Here is a 26,331-nt window from a genome sequence, read left to right on the forward strand (position 1 = left end):
TCTTGCGAACGAAACGCGCGCTGCGCAGTCATCGCAAAACGATATTCCGAAAGGACCTCGCGATATGACCTCCGCGTACGTCACGACACAAGACGGTGTCGACATCTTCTTCAAGGATTGGGGCCCGAAGACAGCACAACCGATCGTGTTCCATCACGGATGGCCGCTGTCGTCGGACGACTGGGACGCGCAGATGCTGTTCTTCCTCCAGCACGGCTATCGCGTCGTCGCGCATGACCGGCGCGGCCATGGGCGTTCCTCGCAGGTGAGCGACGGGCACGACATGGACCATTATGCCGCCGACGCCTGGGCGGTGGTCGAACATCTCGATCTGAAGAATGCCGTCCATATCGGCCATTCCACCGGCGGTGGCGAGGTCGCCCGCTATGTGGCGAGATATGGCCAGCCGCAGGGGCGCGTCGCGAAGGCGGTTCTGGTATCGGCGATCCCCCCGATCATGGTCAAGTCCGAGGCGAATCCCGAGGGTACGCCGATCGAGGTGTTCGACGGGTTCCGCGCCGCGCTGGCCGCCAATCGCGCACAGTTCTTCCTCGATGTACCCTCCGGGCCGTTCTACGGCTTCAACCGCCCGGGCGTGACGCCGATTGCCGGGACCATCCAGAACTGGTGGCGGCAAGGGATGATCGGTTCGGCCAAGGCGCATTATGATGGGATCAAAGCCTTTTCCGAGACCGACCAGACCGAAGACCTGAGGGCCATCACGGTACCGACGCTGGTGATGCACGGCGACGACGATCAGGTGGTGCCCTATCAGGATGCGGCCGAGAAGTCGGTCACGCTGCTGAAGCATGGGACGCTGAAGCTCTACAAAGGCTATCCGCACGGCATGCTCACCACCCATGCAGATGTTCTCAACCCGGATCTGCTCGCCTTCGTCAGGGGCTGATCGAGCGGCGCGCCGGCGGGGCTGCCGGGGCGCCTTTGGCCTGCGCGACAAGATACGCGCGAGAGTGGAGACCCCCCGATGAAGCCGCAATACAGCGACCGTTCAGCCGCGCTCTATGCCGACACCGAGCAACCGGTGCTGCCGAAGACAGACATGGTTCTCGATCTCAAGCGCGCGGCGCTGGTGGTGATCGACCCGCAGGTCGATGTCATGAGCCCGCAGGGAAAGGCGTGGCCGGCGGTCGGCGAAAGCGTCACCGAGAACAATCTGGTGCCGAACCTCGTCGAACTCTTCGCCGCCGCCAAGAAGGCCGGCATCGTCGTGGCGGTATCTCCCCACTATTATTATTGCTGGGACCATCACTGGCGCTGGCAGGCGCCGCTGGAGAAATTCCAGCACGACGGCGGAGTCTTCGATCGCAAGGGACCCTACACGCTGGACGGTTTCCGCGCCTCGGGTGCGGACTTCATGGAAGAGTTCAAGCCCTATATCGAAGACGGCGAGACGATCATCTGTTCGCCGCACAAGCTCTACGGCCCGCAGGCCAACGATCTGAAATTCCAGCTCGGCAAGCGAGGCGTCAACCAGGTGATCCTCGCCGGCATGCTGGCCAATATGTGCGTGGAGTCGCACATGCGCGACCTGCTGGAGGCTGGCTACGAGGTCGCCGTGGTGCGTGACGCCGTGGCCGCGCCGAAGCTGCCCGACGGTGACGGTTACCTCGCCGCGCTGATCAATTACCGCTTCATGGCGAACGGCGTGTGGAGCACCGACGAGACCGTGCTGCGGCTTGCGGGCGCCGTCTGAACGCGGATCGCCGCCACGGTAATTCCCTTTTTCCAACATCCTGCGCGGCCGCCGAAACGCGGCCGGCCCGGGAAAGCGCGCCCCGTCAACGCGCGCCTATTCAACAGGAAGGGCGGCAGATGCCCGCTACACTCGAACAGGCCCCGACGCTCTTCGTCGAGGCGAGCGGCGTGCGCTTCGCCTATCGCCGCCTCGGACCGGACAGCGGCATTCCGCTCGTCCTCCTCCAGCACTTCACCGGTACGATGGATGCCTGGGACCCGGCGATGGTCAACGCGCTGGCGGCAGATCGGCCGGTGATCGCGTTCGACAATGCCGGCGTCGGTGCCTCCTCCGGCGAGACGCCGGACAGTGTCGAGCGGCAGGCGGCCGACGCCGAAGCCTTCATCGCGGCGCTCGGCCTGAAGCAGATCGATCTCCTCGGCTTTTCGCTCGGCGGCTTCCTGGCGCAGGTGATGGCGGCGCGGGACACGGTCGACGTGCGCCGGCTAGTCCTCGCCGGCACCGCACCGCGCGGGGGCGAGGAGCATCTCCTGCAGGTCGTCGAGGAGGCCTTCGGACGCGGCGCGCGCGATGTGCGGCTGCCGCTGTTCTTCACGTCTTCGGCCGCCAGCCAGGCCGCAGGCGCGGCCTTCGTCGACCGCGCCGCCGTCAGACAGATCGACCGGGACCCGGATCGCGGCGAGGCGGTCTCCACCCCGCAGGCACAGGCCATCATTCGCTGGTGCGCGCCGAAGGAGATCGATCGCGCCGCGCTCGACGCGATCCGCCAGCCGGCGCTCATCGTTCATGGCAGCGACGACACCATGTTTCCGTCGATCAACGCCTACGAGATGTTCAAGAGCATGAATAACGCAACGCTTATCATGTATCCGGACTCCGGACATGGCGCACTTTTCCAGTATGCGGAAACGTTCGTTGCTCACGTGAGGACATTTCTCGACGCCTGACGAACAAGACACTATCTTCGAGGATGACATCATGGATGCGCTTGCGCAAAAGATCATCGACGCCCATGGCGGGCTGAACACCTGGAAGACGTTCTCGACCCTGACCGCGCATCTGCACCAGGGCGGAGCGCTATGGTCGCTCAAGGGACAGGAGGGCAAGCTCGACGACACCCACGTCACCGTCGGGCTCGGACGGGAATGGGCCTCGCACGCGCCGTTCGGACCGGACCGCAAGGTGACGCTGTTCGAGCCGGGACGGGTTCAGCTTAAGAATGCCGCCGGAGCGGTGATCGAGGAACTTGCCGATCCCCGCGCCTCCTTCGCCGGTCATGATCTGACGACGCCATGGAGCGAACCGCAACTGGCCTATTTCGCCGGGATCGCGATGTGGACCTATCTCAACATGCCATTCCTGCTCGCCTCGCCCGGCGTCGTCAGCCGCGCTGCCGGGGAATGGCGGGAGAAGGGCGAGACCTGGCAGCGGCTGGAAGTGACGTTCCCGCCGGAAATCGCCACGCACAGCACCGTGCAGACGCTCTATGTCGACGAGGCCGGGCTGCTCAAGCGCCACGACTATGATGTCGAGATCGCCGGCAACACGCCCGGTGCGCACTATATCGACGGCTATGTCGAGGTGCAGGGGCTCCTGTTCCCGACCGAGCGACGCATCTATCCGCGCCAGCCCGACGGCGCCTCCCTGCCCGAGCCACTGGTGGTGTCGATCGACCTGTCCGGCATCCGGCTCGACTGAGTGGGGACCCCGGCCGGCGGCGCCAGCCGCACGGCGCCGGTCGAACGCAATCGGCGCGCCCTGGCCAGCAGCGCCATTGCCCCGATCGGCCGGACGGCGACCGCTGGATTGAAGCGGTGTGCACGTCCTCATCGCCGAGAGGTCACGCTGGAGGCCAGCTCGTCGTCTGACCGCGCGGTCTGGCCGCTGTCGCCGCCTCGGGAAATGCTCCGGCGGCCAGAGCGGCAACGATGCAGTGGAGGCCGGAGCGGACCGACGCAGCGCGCCGCGTCCTCAGAAGGACCCGAACAGTGTGCCGACGCCGATGACCGCCGCGAGCGCGAGGAGGGCGCTGACGACCGATACCATGACGATGTCGAAATAGCTCTTGGCGTGGGTCGAGCCGCACACGGCGAGAAGCGTGACCACGGCACCGTTGTGGGGCAGGCTGTCGAGCGTTCCCGATCCGATCACGGCGACGCGGTGAAGCAAGGCCGGGTCGAGGCCCGTCTGCCGCGCGACCTCCATGTAGGATGCGCCGAGGGCATCGAGCGCGATCGTCAGGCCGCCCGATGCCGAGCCGGTCAGCGCGGCGAGGATGTTGGTGGCGACGGCAAGCGACACCAGCGGTCCGCCCTCGATGCCGAGCACCCACTCGCGCACCAGGCCGAAGGCCGGCAAGGCGGCGACCACCGCGCCGAAGCCGACGAGGCTGGCGACGGCGAACACCGGCAGCACCGACGCATTGGCACCGGCATCGATCGAGGCGCGCAGGCTCTTCAGGCGCCGGAAATTGACCACGAGCGCGGTCAGGATTGCCGCGAGCAGCGCGACCGCGACCGACCAGACGCCGCCGACCGCCGACAGCGTGACCTGCCCGAAGCGCTCCTCCGCCAGGAAGCTGACGTCCATCCGCGGCAGCACGACCATCGACATCACGAGATTGACCGCGATCACCACCGCCAGCGGCAGCACGGCGGCCCACACCGGCGGCAGATCGCGGGTATGGTCGCCGCGCGGAATCTCGGCCGTGTCGAACGACTGCGAGCCGGTGGCGCGCGAGCGCACGAAGTCGTCATCGGCGACGACCTCGAGATCGACCACGCTGTCGTCGGTGCCGAAGCCTTCGCCCTTCGCGCGCGCGGCGCGTTCGGCGCGCCTCAGCCACCACATGCCGAAGCCGAACATGATCGCCGAGGCGAGGATGCCGAGCCCCGGCGCGGCGAACGGCGTGGTGCCGAAGAACGGCATCGGGATCGCGTTCTGGATCGAGGGCGTGCCGGGCATCGCCGACATCGTGAAGGTCGAGGTGCCCAGCGCGATGGCCGCGGGCATCAGCCGGCGCGGGATGGCGGCGGAGCGGAACAGAGCGGTCGCCATCGGCGCGAGCACGAAGAACGCCACGAACAGGCTGACGCCGCCATAGGTGACGATGGCACCGGCGAGCACCACGGCGAGGATCGCCCGCTCCTTGCCGAGCCGGTGGGTCAGCCGGTCGGCGATCACCGTCACCGAGCCGCTGTCGTCCATCAGCTTGCCGAACAGCGCCCCGAGCAGGAACAGCGGAAAGAACTGCGCGATGAAGCCGGCCGCATTCGACATGAACGTCTGCGTCCAGTGGGCGAGCAGCGGCTCCCCCGCGAATGCCGCCGCGACCATGGCGGCGAGCGGCGCGAGCAGAAGGATGGTCCAGCCCCGGTAGGCGAAATAGAGCAGCAGGCCGAGGGCGACGAGAATGCCGAGAAGGCCCATGGCTCAATTCCCCTTCAAGAAGGCCTGGACGTCCATGGTGGAGCGCACCCCGATGTCGCCGCTGTGATCGGCCAGGAACTGCTCCGCGGTGCGGCGGCCCTCGTCGCGCAGCATCTTCAGGAAGGTCCACTCGGCGTTGAGCTTGGAGGAATAGCCGAGCTTGATGGCCTTCTCGCTGGCGATCCGATGAATGCGCATGTTCGCCCACATCGCCCCCTCGGTGTTGCCGGGGTCAGCCACCTGCTGAAGCACCGCGATCATGTGCAGTTCTTCCAGCAGCACCGCGTTGAACGAGATCTCGTTGAGGCGGGTCAGGATGTCGCGCGCGCGCCGCGGCGGTTCCGGCCGCCGCACGGGATTGATCTGCACGAGGATGGTGTCCTGCGACTGGCAGTGCTGCACCAGCGGCGTGATGGTCGGATTGCCGGAATAGCCGCCGTCCCAATAAGCCTCGCCGTCGATCTCGATCGCCTGATACATGGTCGGCAGGCAGGCGGAGGCGAGCAGCGCTTCGGGCGTGATCTCGTGGTTGCGGAAAATGCGCGGCTGGCCGGTCGCGACGTTGGTGGCCGTCACGAACAGCTTCACGTCACTTTGCTTGAGGTGCTCGACGTCGACATAGCGGTCGAGGATCTTCCTCAGCGGATTGAGGCCGCCCGGATTGAGATCGTAGGGCGAGAACATCCGCGCCATCATGTCCATGGCGAGGAAGGCCGGGGAATTGTCCAGCGTCCAGCGGCCGGTCAGCACGTCGAGCGGCCCCCGCTGGAACGGGCTGAATGCGGCGGCCCGTGAAACCGCCCGCCAGAAATCCTCGAGCGCGGCCTTCGCGCCCTCCCGGCCACCATCGGCAAGCCCGTGCAGCATCACCGCCGCGTTCATCGCCCCGGCCGAAGTCCCGGAGATGCCGTCGAACCAGAGCCAGCGCTCCTCCAGCAGCCGGTCGAGCACCCCCCAGGTGAAGGCGCCGTGGCTGCCCCCGCCCTGCAGGGCGAGGTCGACGAGCACGGTCTGGCGGTCGGATGCGGTCGTGTTGGGCATGTGTCGTCTCCGGCTTGGCCCGCTTGCACCCGCGGGCGGGCCTCAGGAAGGAACGGCCGGAACGACGGTCCCGGCCGCAGGCCCGTCAGGTGGTCGCGCCGGCGCCGGCCGGCTCGCGATCCGGAACCGCTTCCGGTCCCGCATCCGGCCCGAACCAGGCGACGTAGACCGCCGGCAGGAAGATCAGGGTCAACACCGTTCCGACCAGCAGGCCGCCCATGATGGCGAATGCCATCGGCCCCCAGAACACCGTCGGCGCGATCGGGATCATGCCGAGCACGGTGGAAACCGCGGTGAGCATGATCGGACGGAACCGCGAGCTCGATGCCGAGACGACGGCGTCCCAGACCTTGGCGCCGCCGGCACGCTCGGCCTCGATCTGGCCAATCAGGATGACGGCGTTCTTGGTGATCATGCCGATCAGCGCGAGCACGCCGAGGATCGCCACGAAGCCGAGCGGCCGCCCGGAGAGAAGTAGCGCCCCCACCACCCCGATGAGGCCGAGCGGGGCGACCGACAGCACCAGCACGAGGCGGTTGAAGGTGCGCAGCTGGAACATCAGCACCGTGAACATGATGAGAAGCATCGCCGGCACGACGGCGATAACGGACGCCTGCGATTTGGCGCTTTCCTCGACGGTGCCGCCCACGACGATGCGATAGGGCGCGGGCAGCGTCGCGTTCAGCTTCTCCACTTCAGGCGCGAGCGCCGTCACCACCGTCTCCGGCAGTTCGCCGCGCACGACGTCCGCCTGGACCGTCAGCGTCGGGACGCGGTCGCGCCGCCAGACCACCGGATAGTCCTGCTCGTATTCGAACGTCGCGAGCTGGCTGAGCGGCACGGTGCGGCCTGACGGCAGCGGCACCTGTAGGGTGGCGAGGGTGGCGAGCGAGACGCGTTCCTCGTCGGTCGCCCGCGCGACGACGTCGACCAGATAGATGCCGTCGCGGACCTGGGTGACAGGCGCACCCGTCATGACGGTGTTGAGGACGCCGGCGAGCGCCGAGGTCGACAGGCCGAGCAACCGCGCCTGATCCTGGTCGACCTTGATGCGCACCTCGCGCGTCGGCTCGAACCAGTCATAATTGATCTTCTCGGCCTTCGGATCGGAGGCGATGACAGACCCGAGCTTGAGGGCGATCTCGCGCACCTTCTCGATGTCGGGTCCGCTGACGCGGTACTGGATCGGCCAGCCGACCGGAGGACCGAGTTCGAGCGGCGAGATGCGGGCGACGAGGCTTGGGAAGTCCTCGGCGAGCACCTTCTCGAGTTTGGCGCGGAGGCGTTCCCGGCCCTCCACGTCCTTGGCCACGATCACGAGCTGACTGAAGAACGGATTGGGCAGCTTGACGTCGAGCGGCAGATAGAACCGGATCGCGCCGCGGCCGATATAGGTCGAGTAGCGGGCGATGTCCGGGTCGTCCTTGAGGAAGCCCTCGAACCGGTCGACCACGGCCTCGCTGGCATAGGTCGAGGCGTTCTGCGGCAATTGCAGATCGACCAGCAGTTCCGGCCGGTCGGACGAGGGAAAGAACTGCCGCGGGATCAGCGGCAGCGCCAGCACCGAGGCGACGAACGCCGCGACGGCCAGGCCGATGGTGAGGTAGCGGGCCTTGAGGCACGCCACCAGGAACCGGCGGTAGAGCCCGATCACGCCGCCGGCAGGCGCTTGCCGGGTGGGCGTTTTTCCTGCGGCCTTCCGATCCGGCGATTTCAGCACGGTGACGCCCAGGAGCGGAGCGAACAGCACCGCCACCAGCCAGGAGACGAGGAGCGCGATGGCGACGACCGCGAACAGGGAGAAGGTATATTCGCCGGCCGAGCTCGCCGCGAACCCGACGGGCACGAAGCCGGCGATGGTGACGAGCGTGCCGGCCAGCATCGCGAAGGCGTAGGTGCGGAAGGCGAAGCCCGCCGCCGCCGTCTTGCTGTCGCCGGCGGCGAGCCGCGTCAGCATGGCGTCGGTCGTCGTCATGGCGTCGTCGACCATCAGCGCCAGTGCAATGATCAGCGCTCCGAGCGAGATCCGTTGCATGTCGATGTGGACGACCTGCATGACCGCGAACACCACCGCGAGCGTCAGCGGGATCGACAGCGCGACCACCGCGCCGGCCCGGACACCGAGGCTGATGAAGCTGACGACGAGAATGATGAGCACCGCCTGCACCAGCGACGTCATGAACTCGTCGATCGCGTCATGAACGGTCACCGCCTGATCGGCGACGAGGTGCGGCTCGATCCCGACCGGCAGGTCTGCGGTGATGCGGGCGACCTCATTCTTGAGGTTCCTGCCGAGCGCCAGGATGTCGCCGCCGTCGCGCATGGCGATGGCGAGGCCGATCGCCGGCACGCCGTTCACCTGGAACATCGGCTGCGGCGGATCGGCATAGCCGCGATGGACGCTCGCGATGTCGGCCAGCCGCAGCATCCGCTCGTTGAAGACGAGGTTGACGTTGGCGATGTCCTGCTCGGAGTTGAATGCGCCGGAGACGCGCAGCGACAGCACCTCCTGCCCGGTCTCGATGGTGCCGGCGGGGCTGACGAGGTTCTGCGCCTGCAGCGCCGCGACGATCGCCTGCCGGCTGATGCCGAGGCTCGCCAGTTCCCGCATCGAGAACTCGATATAGATGCGCTCGTCCTGGGCGCCGAGCATCTCGATCTTGCTGACGTCCGGCAGGTTCAGGAGCTTCGAGCGGATGTCCTCCACATAGTCCCGGAGCTCGCGGTGGGTGAAACCGTCGGCCGTGAAGCCGTAGATGATGCCGAACGTGTCGCCGAATTCGTCGTTGAAGCCCGGCCCGATCACGCCCTGCGGCAGAGTGTGGCTGATGTCGCCGACGCTCTTGCGCACGTGGTACCAGATGTCCGGCACCTCGTCGGCGGTCGCCGAACCGAGCAGGTTGACGAAGACGGTGGCCTGTCCCGCACTGGTGTAGGATCGCAGGAAATCGAGCTTCGGGGTTTCCTGAAGCGTGCGTTCGAGCCGCTCGGTCACCTGGTTGAGCGTCTGCTCGACGGTGGCTCCCGGCCAGCGAGCCTGCACCACCATCGTCTTGATGACGAAGCTCGGGTCTTCCGCGCGGCCGAGCTTCTGGTACGCGAACAGGCCGGCGCCGACCGCCACGATCATGAAATAGACGACGAGCTGCCGGTTGCGCAGCGCCCACTGCGAGAGATTGAAGCCGCTCACTGGCCGCCCCCGAGCAGGCGGACCTTCTGACCGGGATGGAGGGCCTGCACGCCGGCCGTCACCACGATGTCGCCGGGTTTCAACCCCTCGTAGACGACGACGGAGGACGGCGTGAACCTCAGCACCTCGATAGTGTGCAATGCGACCGTTTCGGAGGCCGGATCGACCAGCCAGACGGCCGGAGCATTGTTGACACGGGTGAGCGCGGTCGCCGGGATCTCGATGACCGGGCCGCTGTCGGTGGCCACCGTGCCGGTCACCGTTGAGCCGAGCCGCATCGCCGGCGACGGGTCGACGATGCCGACCCGCACGGCGAAGGTCCGCGTCACCGGATCCGCCTGCGGGGCGACCTCGCGCACATGGCCCACCGCCCGGACGGCCGGCGCGTCTGTCAGCGTCACCGTCACCTCGGGATCGGCGGGCAGCGTGCGCAGCAGTTGCGCCGGCACGTCGAACACAGCATCGCGGCCGTCCTGCCGGGCGACCTGCACGATCGGCTGGCCGGCCTGCACCACCTCACCGGGCTCGGCGCGGCGGGCGGTGACGGTGCCGGCCGCATCCGCCTTGAGTTCGGTGAAGTCGAGCCGGTCCTGGGCGATCTTGAGCTGGGCGGAGGCGTCGTCGAGGGCGGACTGCGCGGCCTTGTAGGCCTGCTCGGCCTGCTCGTACTGAGACCGGGGCGTGAAGCCGCGTTCCAGAAGCTGGCGCTGGCGGTCGTAGGCGTTGCGGGTGAGGCTCACCTGGGACTGGGCGGCATTGACGGCAGCCTGTGCCGAACGCAGCGCGTTCTGCTCGTTCTGCGGATCGAGCCGCGCGAGCACCTGGCCCGGGGCCACGCTGTCGCCGACATTGACGGGCCGGTCGACGATGCGCCCGCCGATGCGGAAGGCATAGCTCGCCTCGTTCTTCGCCTCGATATGTCCGGTCAGCGAGACGCCCTGCCCGCCCGCGCGACTTTCGGCGACGATGGTGCGCACGGGGCGGACCTGCGGGGCGGCGGATTGCTCCTCGCGGCTGCACCCCGCGAGGGCGACGGACGCCGCAAACGCCAGGACCGTCGCGACGCCCATGCGGCGATCGCACCGTCGCGCCGCCGCCATCCAAATCCCACCCCAAAAAGCCGACACGGACGTTCCTTTCGAGCAAGGCCGAGACGTGTCCCGGTCAACGGCGGTCTGGCCCTCCTTCGTCCGACCGCCTTGCGGCAACGGCCTGCAGAGGCGACGAGGAGTGGCAACGCATGATTGTACCGACCTCGCAGGCACCGCAATACGGCAGAGTACCCGGAGCGCGGCACGGTCGGATGGAATCATCCGGCCGGCGAGAAATCGAAGCGGTTTCCATCGCTTACCAACGCCCGCCCAGATCGCCCCATCCGGCCGGGATATGCTCTATAGCGCCTTTCGGCGCGGCGCGACGCGACTATCGTCTAGGACCTCTTCACGGGGTGCGCGCCGCGTCGCGATCCGACCGGGCGCGCTCGTCACTCGTCTTCGCCGGGATTCCTCGCAAGCCGGTCCGTAACGGCGAGCACGGCATAGGCGATGATGAAGATCACGCTCGCCACCACCAGCCACTTCACCTGCGTCTCGCTGACCGCGATTTCCAGCCGCATCAGCGCCTTCAGCAGGGTGATCGCCGTGATGGCCATGAGCGAGGCGAACAATTTCAGCTTCAGTCCGGAGAAGCTGATGCGCGTCATCCAGGCCGGTGAATCCGGCGCCCCCGTGCGGTCGATCTTCTCGACGAAGTTCTCGTAGCCGGACTGGATCACGATCACCAGAAGGCCGCCGACCAGGGCGAGGTCCATGAGAGTGAGGATGCCCATGATCACCTCCGTGCCGTTCATGCCGAAGAGGCCCGCGGCAAACTGCCAGAGCTGGATGAAGAAGGCGACGACGAGAAGCCCCAGGCCGACGATCAGGCCCAGAAAGAGCGGCATCATGGCCCAGCGGCTGGCGAGAACGAGACCCACGATCAGCCGGGTGACACCCGTCCGGTGCGGTGCGGCCATGGATCAACCCCTTCCGGTCGGCAGGATGCAGGAGAGGCAGGGGAAACGGCCCATGGGAAATCCTTCTTCATCCGGGCTCGTCTGAACCACGCCCGATTCATGCCTCAATCGCGGGCGGGCGCAACAAAGACCTTCGTCGACGATACCGCAACCGCGCCGCGACGGCGCGGCAACAACATGTGTTGAAGGAAAAGTTCGGCGGCCGCATCTCGCGATCCGCAACGCATTTCGCAATGGAGGCTGCGGGGCTGGACGCGTCTAGGAGGTGTGGACTCTTGGTATTCCCAAGAGTGATCGGGGGTGATTCAAGGCTGTCTTTTGGAGGCAGCGATGGGTGTCCTGGACCGCCTGATTTTTCGGGACGATCAGTGGGAACGGATGTCGGTCCACATCATTGGCGACGAGCGCCCGCGCGGCTCTTCGGGCCGCGACAACCGCATGTTTATCGAGGCCGTGTTGTGGATCGTGCGCACTGGCTCGCCCTGGCGCACCTGACCGAAATGTTCGGCGAGCGGAACAGCGTCTTCCGCCGGTTCAGCCGCTGGAGCCACAAAGGTGTCTGGTGGCGCATTTTCGAAGCCATGTCGAACGACCCCGACTTTGAATACCTGATTGTCGATTCCACTATTATCCGCGCCCATCAGCACGCTGCCGGGGCAAAAAAGGGGGTCTGAAGATCAAGCCCTTGACCGTTCACGCGGAGGCATGAACACCAAGATCCACATGGCCGTGCGCGGCCTGGGCTACCCGGTCCGCTTCATCCTCACGGCCGGCCAGAAGGGCGATGCACCACAGGCCGAGGTCCTGATCGAAGCCTGCCGGCCGATATCGTCATGGCCGACACCGCCTACGACAGTGAGAAACTGCGTCAGGTCATCACGCGCAAGCGGGCGCAGGCGGTGATCCCGAACAACCCCTCGCGCGCTCTCAAATACCCGGTCGACAAGCACCTCTATGCTCAACGCCACCTGATCGAAGGCTGCTTTTCAGGGCTGAAACAGTTCAGGCGCGTCGCAACGCGCTTCGAGAAAACCACGAAACACTATCTCGCCATCATTACCCTCGCCGCCACCGTCATCTGCCTTAGGTAGGTTTCCACACCTCCTAACTTGATTTCCCACAGGCCGCTTCCATCCTCGGCATGACGAGAGGGTAAAAATCCGGCAGACGGCGAAAAACGCCCACCGTCGCGCGTCGTCAAAGCCCCTCGCTTCAAGGCGCCGGGCTCCGAATGCGACCGGTCTCTCTTCTCTTCAAATTCAATTCGCTACGACGCCGCCGCGATCATTCGCGAAACGCCGGGAACCTCGTCAGATCATTCCCACTCGATGATTAACCGGAGCGGTAAGTATTTGAATTTTCTGTGAATGTAAAAATGAGAAGTCGACGATTACCGTCAGATATACCGTCAGATTCATACGCAATTGTTTTTCCACAATAAATGTGGCGCGGTGCGCGGCGTCGATCTGTACGTTTGCATTATATACGAAGCGCGGGAGAAATAGCTAGATCCAATCGCGAAAGTTCGCGATTGACTGTGATAGACGGCGAAACCGTGCGCGCGTTCGGCGTTGCTCTGCAGGCTACGCATTCGATGCCCTCCAGCCTTCGCCCGGCTTCCAACGCTCATCCTTTTCAGCAGGCTCGGTCAGGGGAAGCAGAAATCCGGCGAGGTCGGAGACGACGACAGCCAGCTCCGCCGGCGCCGAGGCCATTCGCTCTCGCCCCAGAAAGGCCCTCCACTGTCGCCCCCAAGCCTCCACGTAAGCCTCGCTCAGACCGATCGGCTTCTCGGTTGGAAGCATGGTCTCGCGCCGTACAAAGGTCTGACGGACGGCCTCTGCAAGCGATGCCCGGTCAAATTCGAACGTCTGCGCGATCAGCCAGAGGTCGTAGAAATCCTTCAGCCGGCTGTTCGCGATGCCGAGCAGAACGAGCGCCTGGAATTTCTCGGCAACCACGGTCGTCACCGGATAGGCGCGCAGGCGGGGCGCCGGCGCGTCGAGCAGTGGCGGATAGACGATCTCGACGGGACCCGGCGTGACGGCGTCACCAAAACCGATGTCGACCTGAATCGGAACGCGGGCACCGGCGATCGTCGCGGAGGTGCGCACACGAATGCCGCCGTATTCTACGTCTTCCCGGATCGGAACAGCCATGATCGCTCCGATATCGAACTCCACGCCATCATCATCGACCGGCTGCCCACAGATCTCGCGAAAGGCCCCGCCGATCGAGTCCGGGCTGTTTTCGCCATAGCCGAGGAAATCGAGATCGCGTGTCGGCCGGAACGGGTTTTCAACCCAAGTTACGAACAGCATCGCCCCTTTCAGAACGAAGCGGTCGCGATGGGTGATTGGCTCAGCCGATAGAGAAGTCGCTCCAGCGCATAGCGCGTCAGCAGAATCTGAAAGTCCGTGCGTTCGGCGCGAGACCGGTCGAGCAGGCGAGCCCGGACCGAAGCGCCGACATTTTTTCTCGGTTCACGCGCCATCGGCCACCATCGCCTCCACATAGAGCTTCATGGTCGACCAGACCTTGCCTTTGGTCCCATAGGTCCAGAGCTGGTCGCTTGTGACTTTCCGCTGTCGAAGTCCCTCACGCAGGCCTTCCAGGGCGATATCTATTCCGATCTTCGCCCGATAGCGAAAGCAATCGACGATCGTCCGCGCCGGATTGGTGATCGCCACCTTGACGCCTTCGATGGAGCGCCGCTCCACACCTTCTGTCAGCGAGGGACCGGTGAAGCGCACGAAGCGAATGGGTGGATAGTCGATCTTGGGACGCCAGGCGGTGCGATCGATGGCCATCCAAACGGCCGACGGCATTTGCAGGGTCAGCTCGTGGAACTGCAGCGCCGAGGTCAGACAGATGACGCCTTTGGGAACGAGCAGCGATGCTTCGGCCAGGACGCGCGCCGCATCGCCCGAGCTATCCGCGAGCTGATAGAGACCACGCGCGGGACGAATGACCTCGCCGTCCCGGACAAGACGCGCCAGGGTTTCGGGCGCGATACCATGAGCGGCGAAGTCCTTCAGCCGCATCATGGGGCACGTCTTCAGCAGCTTGAGCGCTTGGGCACGTTGAGAGTCCATGGCCTTAGCGATGTGATGTTTCCTAGGCAGATTCAAAATATAGCAGAGGTTTTATCACATTTACAGGAAAGGGCAAATCCGATGCGATCGCCCTTTCAAGGGGCCACCGCATCGGCGACACCAAAGCACTGGCTTCAAGCCCTAGTGGCGCCCCTTACCTCGATGACGGCGCATATTCACCCCCATTGGTGCAAGGCAATTGACGGACAGCCGACATCACGAACGATGCCGCCTTATGTGTGATCCATCAGGTCGTCGACGGTTCTCGCCTTTATGTAGCGAGCCGGGTTCGGCCCGGAGGCGAGCGCGCTGAAGTGCGCCTCCCCGCACGCGATCTTGCCGGCTTCGATGTCGCGCAAGTCATCGACGAAGAGACTGCCTTTGGTCTCCACGACGAAATACAGGCGCTCCTCGCCGCTGACTTCGACCAGAACCGCCCAGTCGGGGTTGTAGGTACCGAGCGGAGTCGGCACTTTGAACCACCCGGGCAGCTTGGCGTAGATCTTCACAGCTTCGTTCTTTTCGAGCTGCTCGGCGAATGTCCGCTCGACACCTCCGGAATCATAGACGACGTGCTCGAAGACCGACTTCTGCGCGTCCTTGAGCATGTTGCGCAAATAGCCGGTCAGCTCCTCCTGCGCAAAAAGCTCCTGCGCGTAATAGTGCTCGTCGCCGATCCGCTGATATTTAATGCCGTCCACGATCGCCAAACGCTTCGTCCGGTTGATCACTTCACCAGCGATCTCGATGAACGCCTGCGGATTGCGCTTGAAGTCGATCAAGCGGCCGCACTCGGTCAGAATGCGGACGAGGCTCTTGCGGGTGAGTTGGGTCCGGTCCTGAAGATCGGTCAGCACGTCGGGCAGGACGATATCGCCTTCCTCGATCGTGATGATGGTTCCGCTGTTCTTGTCGTGCTCCCTGGCCTCAACGCCGCCCTGTCCGATGGAAAGATCGGCCTTCCTGACCCGCACGCGGGCCTTGGAGACAGGTGGACCATTGGCGATCGCCTTGGCGCAATCGGTGATCAGCTTCTCGTTGTCGAAGTGAACGCGATACGTCGTCTTGTGCTTGATGCGATCCCAGAGCGCCTGGAATTCGGCGCTTTCCAGAATGGCCTGCCGTGTCTTGACGGTGACACGCTCGTCGGCGTTCTTGATGTCGAGCTTCCCGGCGACCTTCTTCAGCACGTCTCGAACCGCGCCGAGATGGCCGGCCATAGCCGCCGGTAGCGCAAAGGTTCCGTCCTTCAGGGCGGTGCGTAGCGTGTCCTGCACCTTGCCCTTGGTGTCGACGAAGCCCTCGGCCTTCAAGTGATCGAAGATGGCGGCCGATTCCTCAAAACCCAGCATTCCGGTCGAGCCGTCCGGGTTGACCACGGGGATGGTCGCGAACTGGTGCTTCTCGACGATGCCGAACTTGATGCCGGAGTCCTTCTCGATTTCCTTCTGAAGGTTCTCGGCGAAGTCCTCATAGCTCTCGGTGGCGATGACCGTCAGCGTGTTGATGTCGAAGCCGCGCAGGCGTTCACCGTTCTGGTTCACGCACAGCCTAAGACCACGGCCGATGGTCTGCCGCCGCTCGCGCTCGGTGCCGATCTCGCGGAGCGCGCAGATCTGGAAGACGTTGGGATTGTCCCAGCCCTCCTTAAGGGCGGAGTGCGAGAAGATGAACTTCAGCTTCGTATCGAAGCTGAGCAGCTTCTCCTTATCCTTCATGATCAGGTTATAGGCGCGCTCGGCATTGTCGCGACCCGCCTGATTGTTGTCGGCCGTGTCGGTCCAGCGCCGTGACTTGTCGATCGAGAAATAGCCGTCATGCACCTCTTCGGCTTCCGACGTAACGTCGACTTCCTTGAACAGGCTGACGAAGTCGGGAAGCTTCGCCGCGCGGCGATACTCCTCTTCAAAGATGCGGGCATATTTGCCCTTCACGGGATTTCCGTCGGTATCGTAAGACCGATAGTGCTCCACCGCATCGATGAAGAACAGGCTCAGCACCTTGATGCCGAGCGGCGCCAAGCGCTTTTCCTTCTCCAGATGCTCGTGGATGGTACGTCGGATCATCAGGCGCTTCAGCGCGTCGGCATCGACATCGCCGACGGCTTGGCCGGGCTGGAGAAACTCCTCGCTGCCCGGCAGCCTCACCTCCAGGAGCTGATTGTCGCGTCCGGCGCGGATTTCCCCGATGCGGCAATCGGCATAGATGGCGCGCTTTGTCAGCTCCTCCAGATCGTCGCCATCCTGAACTGTCACCTCCTGGCGACGCACTTGCTTGCCGTCGAGCACGTCGATTTCAACGCGCGCTGTGATGGTTCCCTTGGCGTTGCTGGCGGAGACGAAGCGGACGTAGGCCTTGTTGTGGCCGCCCTCCACTTCGAGCGAAGCGACCTCGATCTGCTTGACCAGCTTGCGCTCGTAGGCGTCTACCGCGTCGAGGCGGAACACCATGTGATGCTTGTCGACGTGGGTCGCCGAATAGCGCAGCGTGCAAAGCGGATTCATCTCGCCGAGGGCATTCTTGCCAGCGCCGGAAAGGCCACCGTCGACGCTCTGCGGCTCATCCACGATCAGGATTGGCCGGGTCGCGCGGATGAGGTCGATCGGCCGTTCGCCGCCCGTCTTCTCGCTGTCTTTGTAGAGGTTGTTCACATCCTTCTTGTTGATGGCGCCGACCGTCACCACCATGATCTGGATGTTGGGGCTGGTCGCGAAATTGCGCACCTGCCCGAGCTTGGCGGAATCATAGAGGAAATAGTCGAAGGGTTGCCCAGAATAGAGCCCCTTGAAATGCTCCTCGGTGATCTGAAGCGTCTTGTAGACGCCCTCCTTGATCGCCACCGACGGCACGACGATGACAAACTTGGTGAAACCGTAGAGCTTGTTCAGCTCGAAAATGGTGCGAAGATAGACATAGGTCTTGCCCGTGCCCGTCTCCATTTCCACCGTGAAATCTCCAGAGGTCAGCGCGGAGGATGGGGCCAAGCCGTTGCGGAGCTGGATATCTTTCAGGTTGGCGATGATCTCGTCATCCAGCAGCGTGAGCCGGTTACCGATGCCAAGCTCGCTTTCGACCAGCCCGAGTTCACCCTGAAGCCCCCCCGCCTCCTGCCGGGTGACGGTGAACTCGGTGCGGTTGATCTCCTGGCCACGGAACAGATCCGCGACGGCCTCGATCGCGCGTTTCTGGTAATCGAGATCGGGTTCGAAATGCAGCTTCATGCGCACACCTCACCGATCAGAGCCATGTTCTTGTCGTGGCGCGCTTCGTCAACGTCTCTTTCAGCGGGAGCGGCTTCCAGCCGGGCAATATAGTCCGCTGGCAGACCGTGCTCCTTAGCGCCTGCAACAACGAGAGCGCGGTACCAAGTGTAAGGATTGAGCTTCGGATCGGTGATGGTGGCTACGTAGGCGATCGCAGTGCATCGGTCGGCTTCAAGATGGACCTGCACTTGCGTTTCGTCATAGCCCGCCCCAAAGCCTTCAGCCTTGTCAAGGGCCGCCTTCTCGCTGCGCGCTATCTCGAATAGAATACCGAACACCGACGCGCCGTGCTTATCTGTTTTCACGATGTCGCACTTACCAGATCTATCGCGGCTCTTCTTGTGCCAGCGAAGCTCGTAGCCGTGCAGTTCGGCGATACCTTTCGGTTTCGCGGAAGGGCAGCGTTCCTGCAAACGCGCGCTAAGCATGTTAGAGCCATAGGCGAAGCTTAGAATCGTATCGGCGCTCATCACAGACTCCGCACATCGGCGATGCCAGCCTGATTCAGGATCGCGGCCATGTTGGTCTTGGCGATGTCATCGGCGAAGCCGGTATCCTTGAACACGACACGCGTATCGACGGCCGGCGCCTGTGCCTTCCGCCATTCGACGATGCCGTTCGCGAGTTCCTCCACCACGTCCTTGGTCAGGCCGTCAGCGAGACAGACGATCAGCGTGCCACCGCCAATGGAATGAACCGTCTTGCCAGCAATCGTCTTCGTCTCGATCGACACACAGAGATCAAGCCCGAGTTTGAGCAATAGCTCATAGAGCACGTCTTGCTCCTTGCGGCCTTGAACGAGGTGTTCGGCATTCTTCAAAAGACTGTCTTCGAGATCAGAGGCGTTAGGCTCCCACGCGCGGATGTTGGACGACGTTAACTTGAAGGTTCGAAAACCAAGATCGCTTTGGCCAATCGGTCCTGTCCTTAGTGCATCAGCCGCCGCGCGCAACCGCCGCCGTGTGATAGCCGCTATTGTTGAAAAATCGGCGCGATCCGTCACTTCAGGCAGCTGAACCATAATGTATCGCCTATTGCCGCCGTCTTCAGAGTTCAGTTTCATCACTGCATGCGCGGTCGATCCAGATCCCGCGAAAAAGTCGAGCACCAGCGCATCTTTGTCCTTCGCGCCGATCCTCATCAGATGTAGCAACATCTTTGTCGGCTTAGGATTATTGAATATTTTCGGCCCGATCAGATTGTCGATCTCTTGCGTTCCATCCCGATTTCGGCCGTGCTCCTTTTCGACCATCAGGCTCCGCGGCGTGACGCCGTCCAATGACTCCCAAGTGCGTGAATACACGCGCCACTCGCCGCTACCCTTCTCTCTGAAAAATTCCAGTTCAGCGCGTCGCTCTTTGACAGTTGTTTCACCCCATCGCCAGCTGGTCGTAGGGTTTTTCGGATCGGGCTGTGGAGGTTTAACGAAAGTCCCATCGGGGCATTCGATAGGAAAGTCCATTGACGAATTATAGGTCAGGCTCGTCTTGTCCAATCGCTCCAAGTAGTACCTCCGTCCGTTCTCTGACCGGTTGTACTTTGCGGTCATGGCGGGGCTTTCATGAAGCACACTAGCAACTCCCGCCTTACCGGCATCTCGACTGAAACAAACAATATACTCATGCTCAGCAGCCACATGGCCGCTATCGTCACCGCCTCCAGCTTTCCGTTTCCAGACGAACGTCGCGATGTAGTTTTCTTCACCGAATATTTCGCTACAGATTTGCCGCAGTCGCTCAAACTCCCCATCATCGATACTGATAAAAATCAAACCATCTTCACGCATGAGCGATCGCGCCAGTTTCAAGCGCGGATAAACCATGTTTAGCCAGTCGGTATGGAACCGACCAGACACCTCCATATTTGAGCTTATCTTCTTTCCACCCTCAATTTGACCAGTCATTTCCATATAGTTTTTGATGCTATCGCGAAAATCATCGGGATATACAAAATCTTTACCCGTGTTGTAGGGCGGATCGATGTAGATCATCTTTACCCTGCCGGCATAGCTCTTCTGCAAGAGCTTGAGCACTTCGAGGTTATCGCCCTCGATCATCAGGTTCTGTGTCGTATCCCAGTCGACGCTCTCTTCCGGGCAGGGCAGCAGCGTGCCAGCCGACGGGGTCAACGCGATCTGCCGGGCACGGCGCTTGCCATGCCAGTTGAGCCCGTACTTCTCCTCGCGCTCGTCCACAGAGCCGCCGAGCAGTTGCTTCAGCACCTCGAAGTCGATCTTCCCTTCCGTGAATGCGTCGGGGAATAGGGACTTCAGCACCTCGACGTTGCCGGAGATGATATCGGCGCTCTTGGTCTCGGGGCTCTCGGCATCAAGTTTCTTCATTTTATCCAACTCAATCAGGTGCAAACGGGGCACGGCAGCGGTCAGGCCGCTTCCAGGTGCAGAATTTCGGTTTCGACATAGGTGCGGAAATCAGCCGAGGACGTGAAGCAGCGGAAACCCGCCTTGCTCGCCAGGGCGAGAATTTCCGGGCCTTCATTGAGCAACACGGCGATCGGAGCGCTTAAACCAGGCTGCAGACCGTCCGGCCACGCCAGATCGAACAACGCCTTCTGCGCGCCCGTGACCGGATCGGCGTAGTCGAAGCCGAGCAGGCCACGCGGCAAGCCTTGGCCGTCGACCCAATCATTGAGTGCTTCGAGTTCGGCTTCCTCGACCTCGCTCGTGATGCCGCCCACCGCCTGCGCCTCGGCTTCCGCCACCGGCGCCGCCGTGCCAAGCCAGCGCGCATCGCCATGGAGCAAATCCTCGAAGCGCCGGTTCGCCTCTTCAGCCAGCAACGCCTTGCGGGCTTCGAGAAAATCGAGGTAGCGCTCGATCTTCCACAGCGCGGGATCGGTCGGTATCCACTGCGACGCCAGCGCGCCGGGATGCCGCGCCTCGACCTCCGGGAAATACTCCTGCGGCAAGCGATCGCTGATATTGAGATTCGTGTCCTTGGTCAGGAAGCAGAAATTGCCAAGCGCGTTCACGTCGGCCCGGCGGTGTTTCAGCTTGTAGAGCTGCGCCTTGGGGAAGATGTGATGAACCTCCAGGCGGCTCATTTTCCCGAGCAGGCTGGCGCGCAGAGGCAAGCCCGTCCCCCAATCCCGCGCCTCGCCCATACGGGTCAGCATGTAGAGCACCGGATAGAAGCGCGCGCCGAGGCTCCAGCCGGTGAAGTGGCCGGCTTCAACCCGAAGCCCCCCATGCCAGAGCCGAAGCTGTTCCAGCAGCGTGTCCAGGCCGCCGTTCGGCCCTTCGAGGGCGGCCAGATCCTGATCGATGAAGGTCTCCGTCGATCCCGAGAAGCGCCCCCACATGCCGGCTTGCGCGAACCAGAACAGGAGTTTGTCACGCTCCTTGGCGTCCAGCGCTCCCTTCGTCTTGTCCATGTAGCGCACCATGACGGGCACGCCGAAGCGCCCGAAGAACACCTGGTCATGATCGAGCCCGAGGCGCCCGGCGATGAAATTCAAGCTCGCGTCGATGTGTTTGCTGGCGCGCTTCAAGCCATCCTGAATGTCGAGCGCGCCCTTGTCGTGGAGATAGCTGAACTTGGCCTCTCCGGTCAGAACCGTGTTGACGGAGCGTAGCAGCCAATCGAGGTTGAACTGGTAGCCGGCGGCCGTCCATTCCTTCAGCTTGGCCTTCATGGAGTCGCGCGCTTCCGGCCATTCGGCACAGATCTTCGCGAGCGCCAAATCACCCTTCGACAGCTTGGTGCCGCCGCTGTTCACCCGATTGAAAATATCGACGACGACATCCAGGGTCTTGTCCTGGCCGGTGACCTCCTCGACATGCAGGTCGATCTCGGTGACGCCAAGCAGAGCGCCAAGTCGGCCGACATAAGCGCCGACATTCGCCACATGGGCAGGATCGGCGGAAAGCTGAGCGATCAACGCCCCAAGTCCGGCGTTCCCCGCCTTCATCAAGGCGGTGACATCAATCCAAAGCGGATCGTCCTGCATCTTGACCGGCTGGTAGAAGGCGAAGGTCTCGGTCTGCAGATGGAAACGCAGGCCACTGAAGGCCTGGGCGTTGCCGTCGAAAAACTTTGGAGGCTGTCCACGCACGACGCCATAGAGCGAGGTCATACGCTGCTGGCCGTCCAGCAAGAGCTTGACGATGCCTGCCGCGATCGGGCCGTCGCCGCGATGCGCGGCCGTTTTAGCCTCCGTTGCCCACACAAGCAGGCCACCGACCGGATGCCGACGGTACAGCGAGTCGAACAGGCCGCGAACCTGATCGCGGTTCCAGACATAGCCACGCTGGAATTCAGGCAGCGCCATGTGCCCGCTGTCAATATGGTCCAGGATCGTGGAAATCTTCATTCGCCATCCCCCAACATCGACCGCTTGGCACGATCGATGGCGGCTTCGACCGCCTTGATTTTCTGATTCAAATCAACCCGTTGACTAATCTGTTTGGCGCGCCCCGCCTGCGCGCGCAACTGTGCGATCTCGCGCAAAAGCCGAGCGTGCTCTTCCAGCGCCGCGCGACGACGATCGATCCGATCGGCTTCATTGGCGAGGATGAATTGGCCCGAGACGCGCGCCGCGTTCAGCGCCTCGATCCGAACCAGCCACCCGTCGTAAACCGTCGATAGATCGCGTGCGGGTTGCTGGGCAAGTGCCATGCTTTCCAGGAATGACTGTTCCATCGCGGTAGGTGCGTCCGGATCAATCTCGCCCGCTATCACGACGCGCTCCACCACCACCTTGTTTCCTTCGTTCTGCGCCGCACGCTTGGGCGCGACCGACACGGCCGCACGCGCGCCGGACAGTGTGATCAGCAGGACCGGATACGGAATGGCGCGATGAATGAGCTCGGTGAGACGGGCCGAACGGGCCTCGGGGCGAAGCGTCGCGGATAGGACCGCAATCTCCGAATAGTTTCGGCCTTCGTCCACGAAGGCGGGTATGGCGACGGTATTGGGCTTGAGCGCTGCGATCCACTGCATCTCTTCGATACCGTCTTGGATGGCGCGCTTGTCGGTCGTCGTTGGCGCACCTTGCTCAAGCAGCGCCTTTTTCGGCACGCGCATGTCAAGGCGCGCTCCCGGCGGCAAGTCCAAAGCCGAAATGATCGGGTCGGTCGCCGCCACTTCCGTCATGGCGTTACGTCCGCCGTCGGAGCCAGGGCAACCAGGAACGCAACGACCTCGAAGTCGTTGATCCCGGCGAACTCCCCCTTCACCGCGTGCGTGCCGCCCATTTGAAACAGGCTGGCGACCGCCCGCTCTTCGCGCTTGCCGACAATGGTGCCGACTGCGCGGGCGAGCAGCTTGCGATAGGGTTCCATGTCGCGACCAGCGCGCGTCGCCTTGTCGAACCGACCATAAGCCGCTTGGTCCGGCTGGTCGCGGCCAAGACTGAGCTTCTTCAGACGATCGAGCACCTGCTTGGCCTGCGTGTAGGGAAGCAGGACTTCTCCGTCCTCTCCGACGTGAACGACGTAATGCGGCGCCAGCGGATAACCCGGCTCGGCGACGGAAGCCGCGTCGCCGACGGCGCGCAGGCAGAAGATGACACCCGGCGGTACCGGGCTCTCTCCCTCGTCGGGAGCCTCGGTGACCGCGTAGGTGCCGAGCGGCAATGCGTCGAGTCGATCCCGATTGGCCCCCAGATAGCCCGCTAGATCGATCCGAAAATCGTTGAGCGTGAGATCCGCAATGGAAACGCCACTGGACAAGTCTTCGAGATCGATCACAGCGTCCTGCAGCTTTTGAAGCTGCGCGCGACGGTATTCCAGATCGTTCATCTCGTTGCCCGCTTGGAACTCGATGACGTTCTCCTCGCCGGTAGCCGACACATCCAGAAGAATCATGCGCCCGCTGACGCGGGATTCGAGGTCAAGATACTCGTCCAGCTCCATATTCGGCCAGAAATTGACCAACTGAATTCTGGAGTTTCGGGAACCAATCCGGTCGATGCGGCCAAATCGTTGGATGATCCGCACGGGATTCCAATGGATATCATAGTTGACGAGGTAGTCGCAGTCCTGAAGATTCTGACCTTCCGAAATACAGTCCGTGGCAATCAGAAGATCGATTTCTCCCTCAGCGACAAGCTCTGCTGGCCGTTCTTTGGACCTCGGAGAGAAGGCGCTCAGAATGCTGCTCATGTCCCCGCGAACGCCCGGCAATGTGGTCTTATTCGCCCCAGCGCCGGTAACGACCGCGCTATGTAGATCGAGCGCCGAGCGCGCCCAATCGGCCAACTCGCGGTAGAGATAGTCCGCCGTATCGGCGAATGCCGTGAACAGCAAAATCTTCCGGTTATCCGAGTTTATCGGATTGCGGACTTTTTCAACGATCAACCGCTTGAGCGCAGCCAACTTGGCATCGCGCTTGGGGATAACAAGACGCGCGGCCGATAGAAGCGCCGCCAAGCGTTCATGGTCCTCGACGAGATCCTGTCGCCAGCGAATGCGGTCAACGTCCTGGAGAAGCACCTTGACCTTTCGGCCGACCAGCAGCGGCTCGAATGCGGGATCGTCCACATCCACGTCGTCAATCGGGATTTCCTCGATCGAGTCGTCATGGGAGTCGATTTTGGCGAGCAGAGCATCAACGTCCGCGAGTTGGCGTTCGATGGTCAGGGAGAACGACGCGACTGAACTCTCCATGCGCTTCAGGATATTCACGCGTAGGAGATGGATGAGGCTTTCCTCGCGATCAAGCTGCCGGAAAAACTGATCGCCTCCTCTAATCTTCGTACTGTACTTCTCGTCATACGCCGCCTGTTTGTGTGGCAGCACGTATCGCAGTGGCGCGTAGGCGCCGAGAGTAAGGCGCCGGATCTCGTTGTTGACCTCGCGAATAGGCCGAAACTCACCCGTAAGGTCAACGTCCGCCTTGATGTTTACCGGCGGCAGCCTGTCAGGAAACTGCCCCGTTTCCTCGACCCCATAATAGCGTTGCACATGCTTGCGCGATCTGGCGATCGTCAACATGTCGAGCAGCTTGAAGTAGTCAAAGCCGAGCATGTCCATGAGCTTTGCGGGCCGACGCTCACTTTCTGGCAGGTCGAGCCAACGATTGAACTGGCCTTGCGCCTTACGAATTGTCGCCTCGATGCTTGGAATGCCATTGGCCGTAAGAGCCGCGTCATTCCCTTCCGTTACAAAGGCGATCTGGTTCTTGAGGTCTGCAAGACGGTTGTTGACCGGCGTTGCGGACAACATCAGCACCTTGGTCTTCACCCCCGACAGAATGATCCGCTTCATGAGGTGGTCGTAGCGGCTGTCGCGGTCCTTGTGAGTTGGCTTGTTCCTGAAGTTGTGCGACTCGTCGATGACCACGAGGTCGTAGTTGCCCCAGTTGACGTGCGTAAGATCGATGTCGCCGGATACACCACCGTCGCGCGACAGATCCGTGTGGTTCAAAACGTCATAATTGAACCGGTCTGAGGCCAGAATGTTGCGGCGATCATTTGCCTTATAGAGGGTCCAGTTATCACGGAGGCGCTTTGGGCAAAGCACGAGAACGCGATCATTGCGAAGCTCATAGTACTTTATGACTGCAAGCGCTTCGAATGTCTTTCCGAGGCCAACACTGTCAGCAATAATGCAGCCGCCGATCCTCTCCAATTTGTCGATCGCCCCCACGACTCCATCGCGCTGGAAGCGAAACAGCTTCTTCCACACGACGGTGTTTCGAATGCCGGTCGCCGACTTGATGATCCGCTCTTCGTCAAGCTCATCACCCAAGTCCTTGAAGACCTGATAGAGGATCTGGAAATAGACGAGCGATGGCGCGCGCTGCGAGGCAATTTCCTCCAACGCATTCAGAAAGTGGGCCTTTGCCGATGGGCTCGCCTCAATGTCCTCCCAGTTCGAGCGGAACCATTCGGAAAAATCAGCAGTCTCGGCATCGGACTCGGTTGCCTGAACCAATCCCAAGCGACCGCTTGGAGTGACTCCGAGCCCATCGGACGTGAATGAGCATGTGCCGACCATGGCTCGACGGAAGTCAGGCTTGCCATTGACGAGTATCAGCGACTGAGGCGGCGACCGGCGTGCGTGCCGAATTTCGACCCGCTTCCGCGCCCAATCAGCAACGAGACGGGCCAGCCAGCGCCCCTGGAGTTGTCCACGAAAGACGATGTCGGCCTCGCCGCCAAGAAGGCCGGGCAGAACGGAACTCGCATCTCCGAGCAGCAATCGGCATCGCTCGATCCGATCGAGAACGCCTCGAAGCTCTGCGAATGCAAGCAGCGAAAAGGACGGGGAAACGATGTCTATGAGAGCGCCCTGATCGAGCCATTCGCGCAGCCTGTCGACGCCTCGATCCGTCCCACTGTTTCTGACAAGCCTCATGCCTCACCACCCTTTCGAGGCGGTCGAGACATAGCGGAGGGATGACGGGCTTCGGACGAGCTCTCGATGAATTGGCGAATCGCCTGACGGATGACCCACGAGACCGAAGCGTCCCTCAATAACGCAATCTGACACAGCGTCTGATAATCCTGCTCTTCCAGACTAACTGTCAGTCGCGTTGCCTTGCGTGGACGCTCGTTCATTTCCATCCCCACGGTTTCTCGGACCAGCTTACCGGCTTGCGCATCAGACTTCAACGAAG

The 26,331-nt window shown here is 62.7% G+C and carries 17 protein-coding genes and 2 pseudogenes; 5 read left to right on the top strand and 14 right to left on the bottom strand.

The window, feature by feature from the left end:
* Nucleotides 1-64 precede the first annotated feature (64 nt).
* The 4 genes from BUF17_RS03220 (at nucleotide 65) to BUF17_RS03235 (ending at nucleotide 3,415) form a co-directional block, all read left to right on the top strand.
* Nucleotides 65-907 carry an alpha/beta fold hydrolase gene (locus tag BUF17_RS03220; protein WP_139282414.1) on the top strand — a complete coding sequence of 281 codons (843 nt, stop codon included), beginning with the start codon at nucleotides 65-67 and terminating at the stop codon, nucleotides 905-907.
* 78 nt (nucleotides 908-985) lie between these two features.
* Complete coding sequence (locus BUF17_RS03225; protein WP_073625708.1) at nucleotides 986-1,714, top strand: cysteine hydrolase family protein; 729 nt, start codon at nucleotides 986-988, stop codon at nucleotides 1,712-1,714.
* A 119-nt stretch (nucleotides 1,715-1,833) separates the two neighbouring features.
* Entirely contained in the window at nucleotides 1,834-2,664 is an 831-nt protein-coding gene (locus tag BUF17_RS03230) for an alpha/beta fold hydrolase (RefSeq protein WP_073625709.1), read from the top strand.
* A gap of 31 nt (nucleotides 2,665-2,695) precedes the next feature.
* On the top strand, nucleotides 2,696-3,415 hold the full coding sequence (locus BUF17_RS03235; RefSeq protein WP_073625710.1) for a hypothetical protein: 720 nt from the start codon (nucleotides 2,696-2,698) through the stop codon (nucleotides 3,413-3,415).
* Between the two features lie 273 nt (nucleotides 3,416-3,688).
* On the opposite strand, the gene BUF17_RS03240 is transcribed toward BUF17_RS03235, so the two are convergent.
* The 5 genes from BUF17_RS03240 to BUF17_RS03260 form a co-directional block, all read right to left on the bottom strand.
* Nucleotides 3,689-5,146 (bottom strand): GntP family permease, encoded by a 1,458-nt coding sequence (locus BUF17_RS03240; protein WP_073625711.1) that lies wholly within the window; start codon nucleotides 5,144-5,146, stop codon nucleotides 3,689-3,691.
* 3 nt (nucleotides 5,147-5,149) lie between these two features.
* On the bottom strand, nucleotides 5,150-6,187 hold the full coding sequence (locus BUF17_RS03245) for a patatin-like phospholipase family protein (protein WP_073625712.1): 1,038 nt from the start codon (nucleotides 6,185-6,187) through the stop codon (nucleotides 5,150-5,152).
* Nucleotides 6,188-6,272: 85 nt separating this feature from the next.
* Entirely contained in the window at nucleotides 6,273-9,377 is a 3,105-nt protein-coding gene (locus BUF17_RS03250) for an efflux RND transporter permease subunit (RefSeq protein ID WP_073625713.1), read from the bottom strand.
* Nucleotides 9,374-10,447, bottom strand: a complete 1,074-nt coding sequence (locus BUF17_RS03255; protein WP_073625714.1) for an efflux RND transporter periplasmic adaptor subunit — start codon at nucleotides 10,445-10,447, stop codon at nucleotides 9,374-9,376. Before BUF17_RS03255 ends, BUF17_RS03250 begins: the two co-directional genes overlap by 4 nt.
* Nucleotides 10,448-10,860: 413 nt before the next feature.
* A complete protein-coding gene (locus BUF17_RS03260) occupies nucleotides 10,861-11,391 on the bottom strand; it encodes a YqhA family protein (protein ID WP_073625715.1) in 531 nt (176 codons plus the stop codon).
* 330 nt (nucleotides 11,392-11,721) lie between these two features.
* On the opposite strand from BUF17_RS03260, the pseudogene BUF17_RS22010 reads away from it, so the two are divergent.
* Nucleotides 11,722-12,482 (top strand): annotated as a pseudogene (locus BUF17_RS22010) (IS5 family transposase).
* A 492-nt stretch (nucleotides 12,483-12,974) separates the two neighbouring features.
* Here BUF17_RS22010 and BUF17_RS03275 read toward each other — a convergent pair.
* From BUF17_RS03275 to BUF17_RS23480, 9 genes and pseudogenes are all read right to left on the bottom strand, one after another.
* Nucleotides 12,975-13,885 (bottom strand): annotated as a pseudogene (locus BUF17_RS03275) (nucleotidyl transferase AbiEii/AbiGii toxin family protein).
* Nucleotides 13,875-14,438 (bottom strand): type IV toxin-antitoxin system AbiEi family antitoxin domain-containing protein, encoded by a 564-nt coding sequence (locus tag BUF17_RS03280; RefSeq protein ID WP_139282386.1) that lies wholly within the window; start codon nucleotides 14,436-14,438, stop codon nucleotides 13,875-13,877. Before BUF17_RS03280 ends, BUF17_RS03275 begins: the two are co-directional and overlap by 11 nt.
* 281 nt (nucleotides 14,439-14,719) lie before the next feature.
* Nucleotides 14,720-17,707, bottom strand: coding sequence for a type III restriction-modification system endonuclease (locus BUF17_RS03285; protein ID WP_073625717.1), 2,988 nt, complete (start codon nucleotides 17,705-17,707; stop codon nucleotides 14,720-14,722).
* Nucleotides 17,704-18,219 carry a gamma-glutamylcyclotransferase family protein gene (locus tag BUF17_RS03290; RefSeq protein WP_073625718.1) on the bottom strand — a complete coding sequence of 172 codons (516 nt, stop codon included), beginning with the start codon at nucleotides 18,217-18,219 and terminating at the stop codon, nucleotides 17,704-17,706. Before BUF17_RS03290 ends, BUF17_RS03285 begins: the two co-directional genes overlap by 4 nt.
* A complete protein-coding gene (locus tag BUF17_RS03295; RefSeq protein ID WP_073626032.1) occupies nucleotides 18,219-20,090 on the bottom strand; it encodes a site-specific DNA-methyltransferase in 1,872 nt (623 codons plus the stop codon). The genes BUF17_RS03290 and BUF17_RS03295 overlap by 1 nt, the downstream gene beginning before the upstream one ends.
* A 41-nt stretch (nucleotides 20,091-20,131) precedes the next feature.
* Entirely contained in the window at nucleotides 20,132-22,081 is a 1,950-nt protein-coding gene (locus tag BUF17_RS03300; protein ID WP_073625719.1) for a GmrSD restriction endonuclease domain-containing protein, read from the bottom strand.
* A complete protein-coding gene (locus tag BUF17_RS03305) occupies nucleotides 22,078-22,863 on the bottom strand; it encodes a DUF4391 domain-containing protein (protein WP_073625720.1) in 786 nt (261 codons plus the stop codon). Before BUF17_RS03305 ends, BUF17_RS03300 begins: the two co-directional genes overlap by 4 nt.
* Nucleotides 22,860-26,069: a helicase-related protein gene (locus BUF17_RS03310; protein ID WP_073625721.1), complete on the bottom strand. Its 3,210-nt coding sequence runs from the start codon at nucleotides 26,067-26,069 to the stop codon at nucleotides 22,860-22,862. The genes BUF17_RS03305 and BUF17_RS03310 overlap by 4 nt, the downstream gene beginning before the upstream one ends.
* The gene (locus BUF17_RS23480; RefSeq protein ID WP_073625722.1) at nucleotides 26,066-26,278 is read right to left on the bottom strand and encodes a ribbon-helix-helix domain-containing protein; all 213 of its coding nucleotides are present in this window, start codon (nucleotides 26,276-26,278) and stop codon (nucleotides 26,066-26,068) included. The genes BUF17_RS03310 and BUF17_RS23480 overlap by 4 nt, the downstream gene beginning before the upstream one ends.
* Between the last annotated feature and the right edge of the window lie 53 nt (nucleotides 26,279-26,331).

Source organism: Pseudoxanthobacter soli DSM 19599, assembly GCF_900148505.1.
Taxonomy (GTDB): Bacteria; Pseudomonadota; Alphaproteobacteria; order Rhizobiales; family Segnochrobactraceae; genus Pseudoxanthobacter; species Pseudoxanthobacter soli.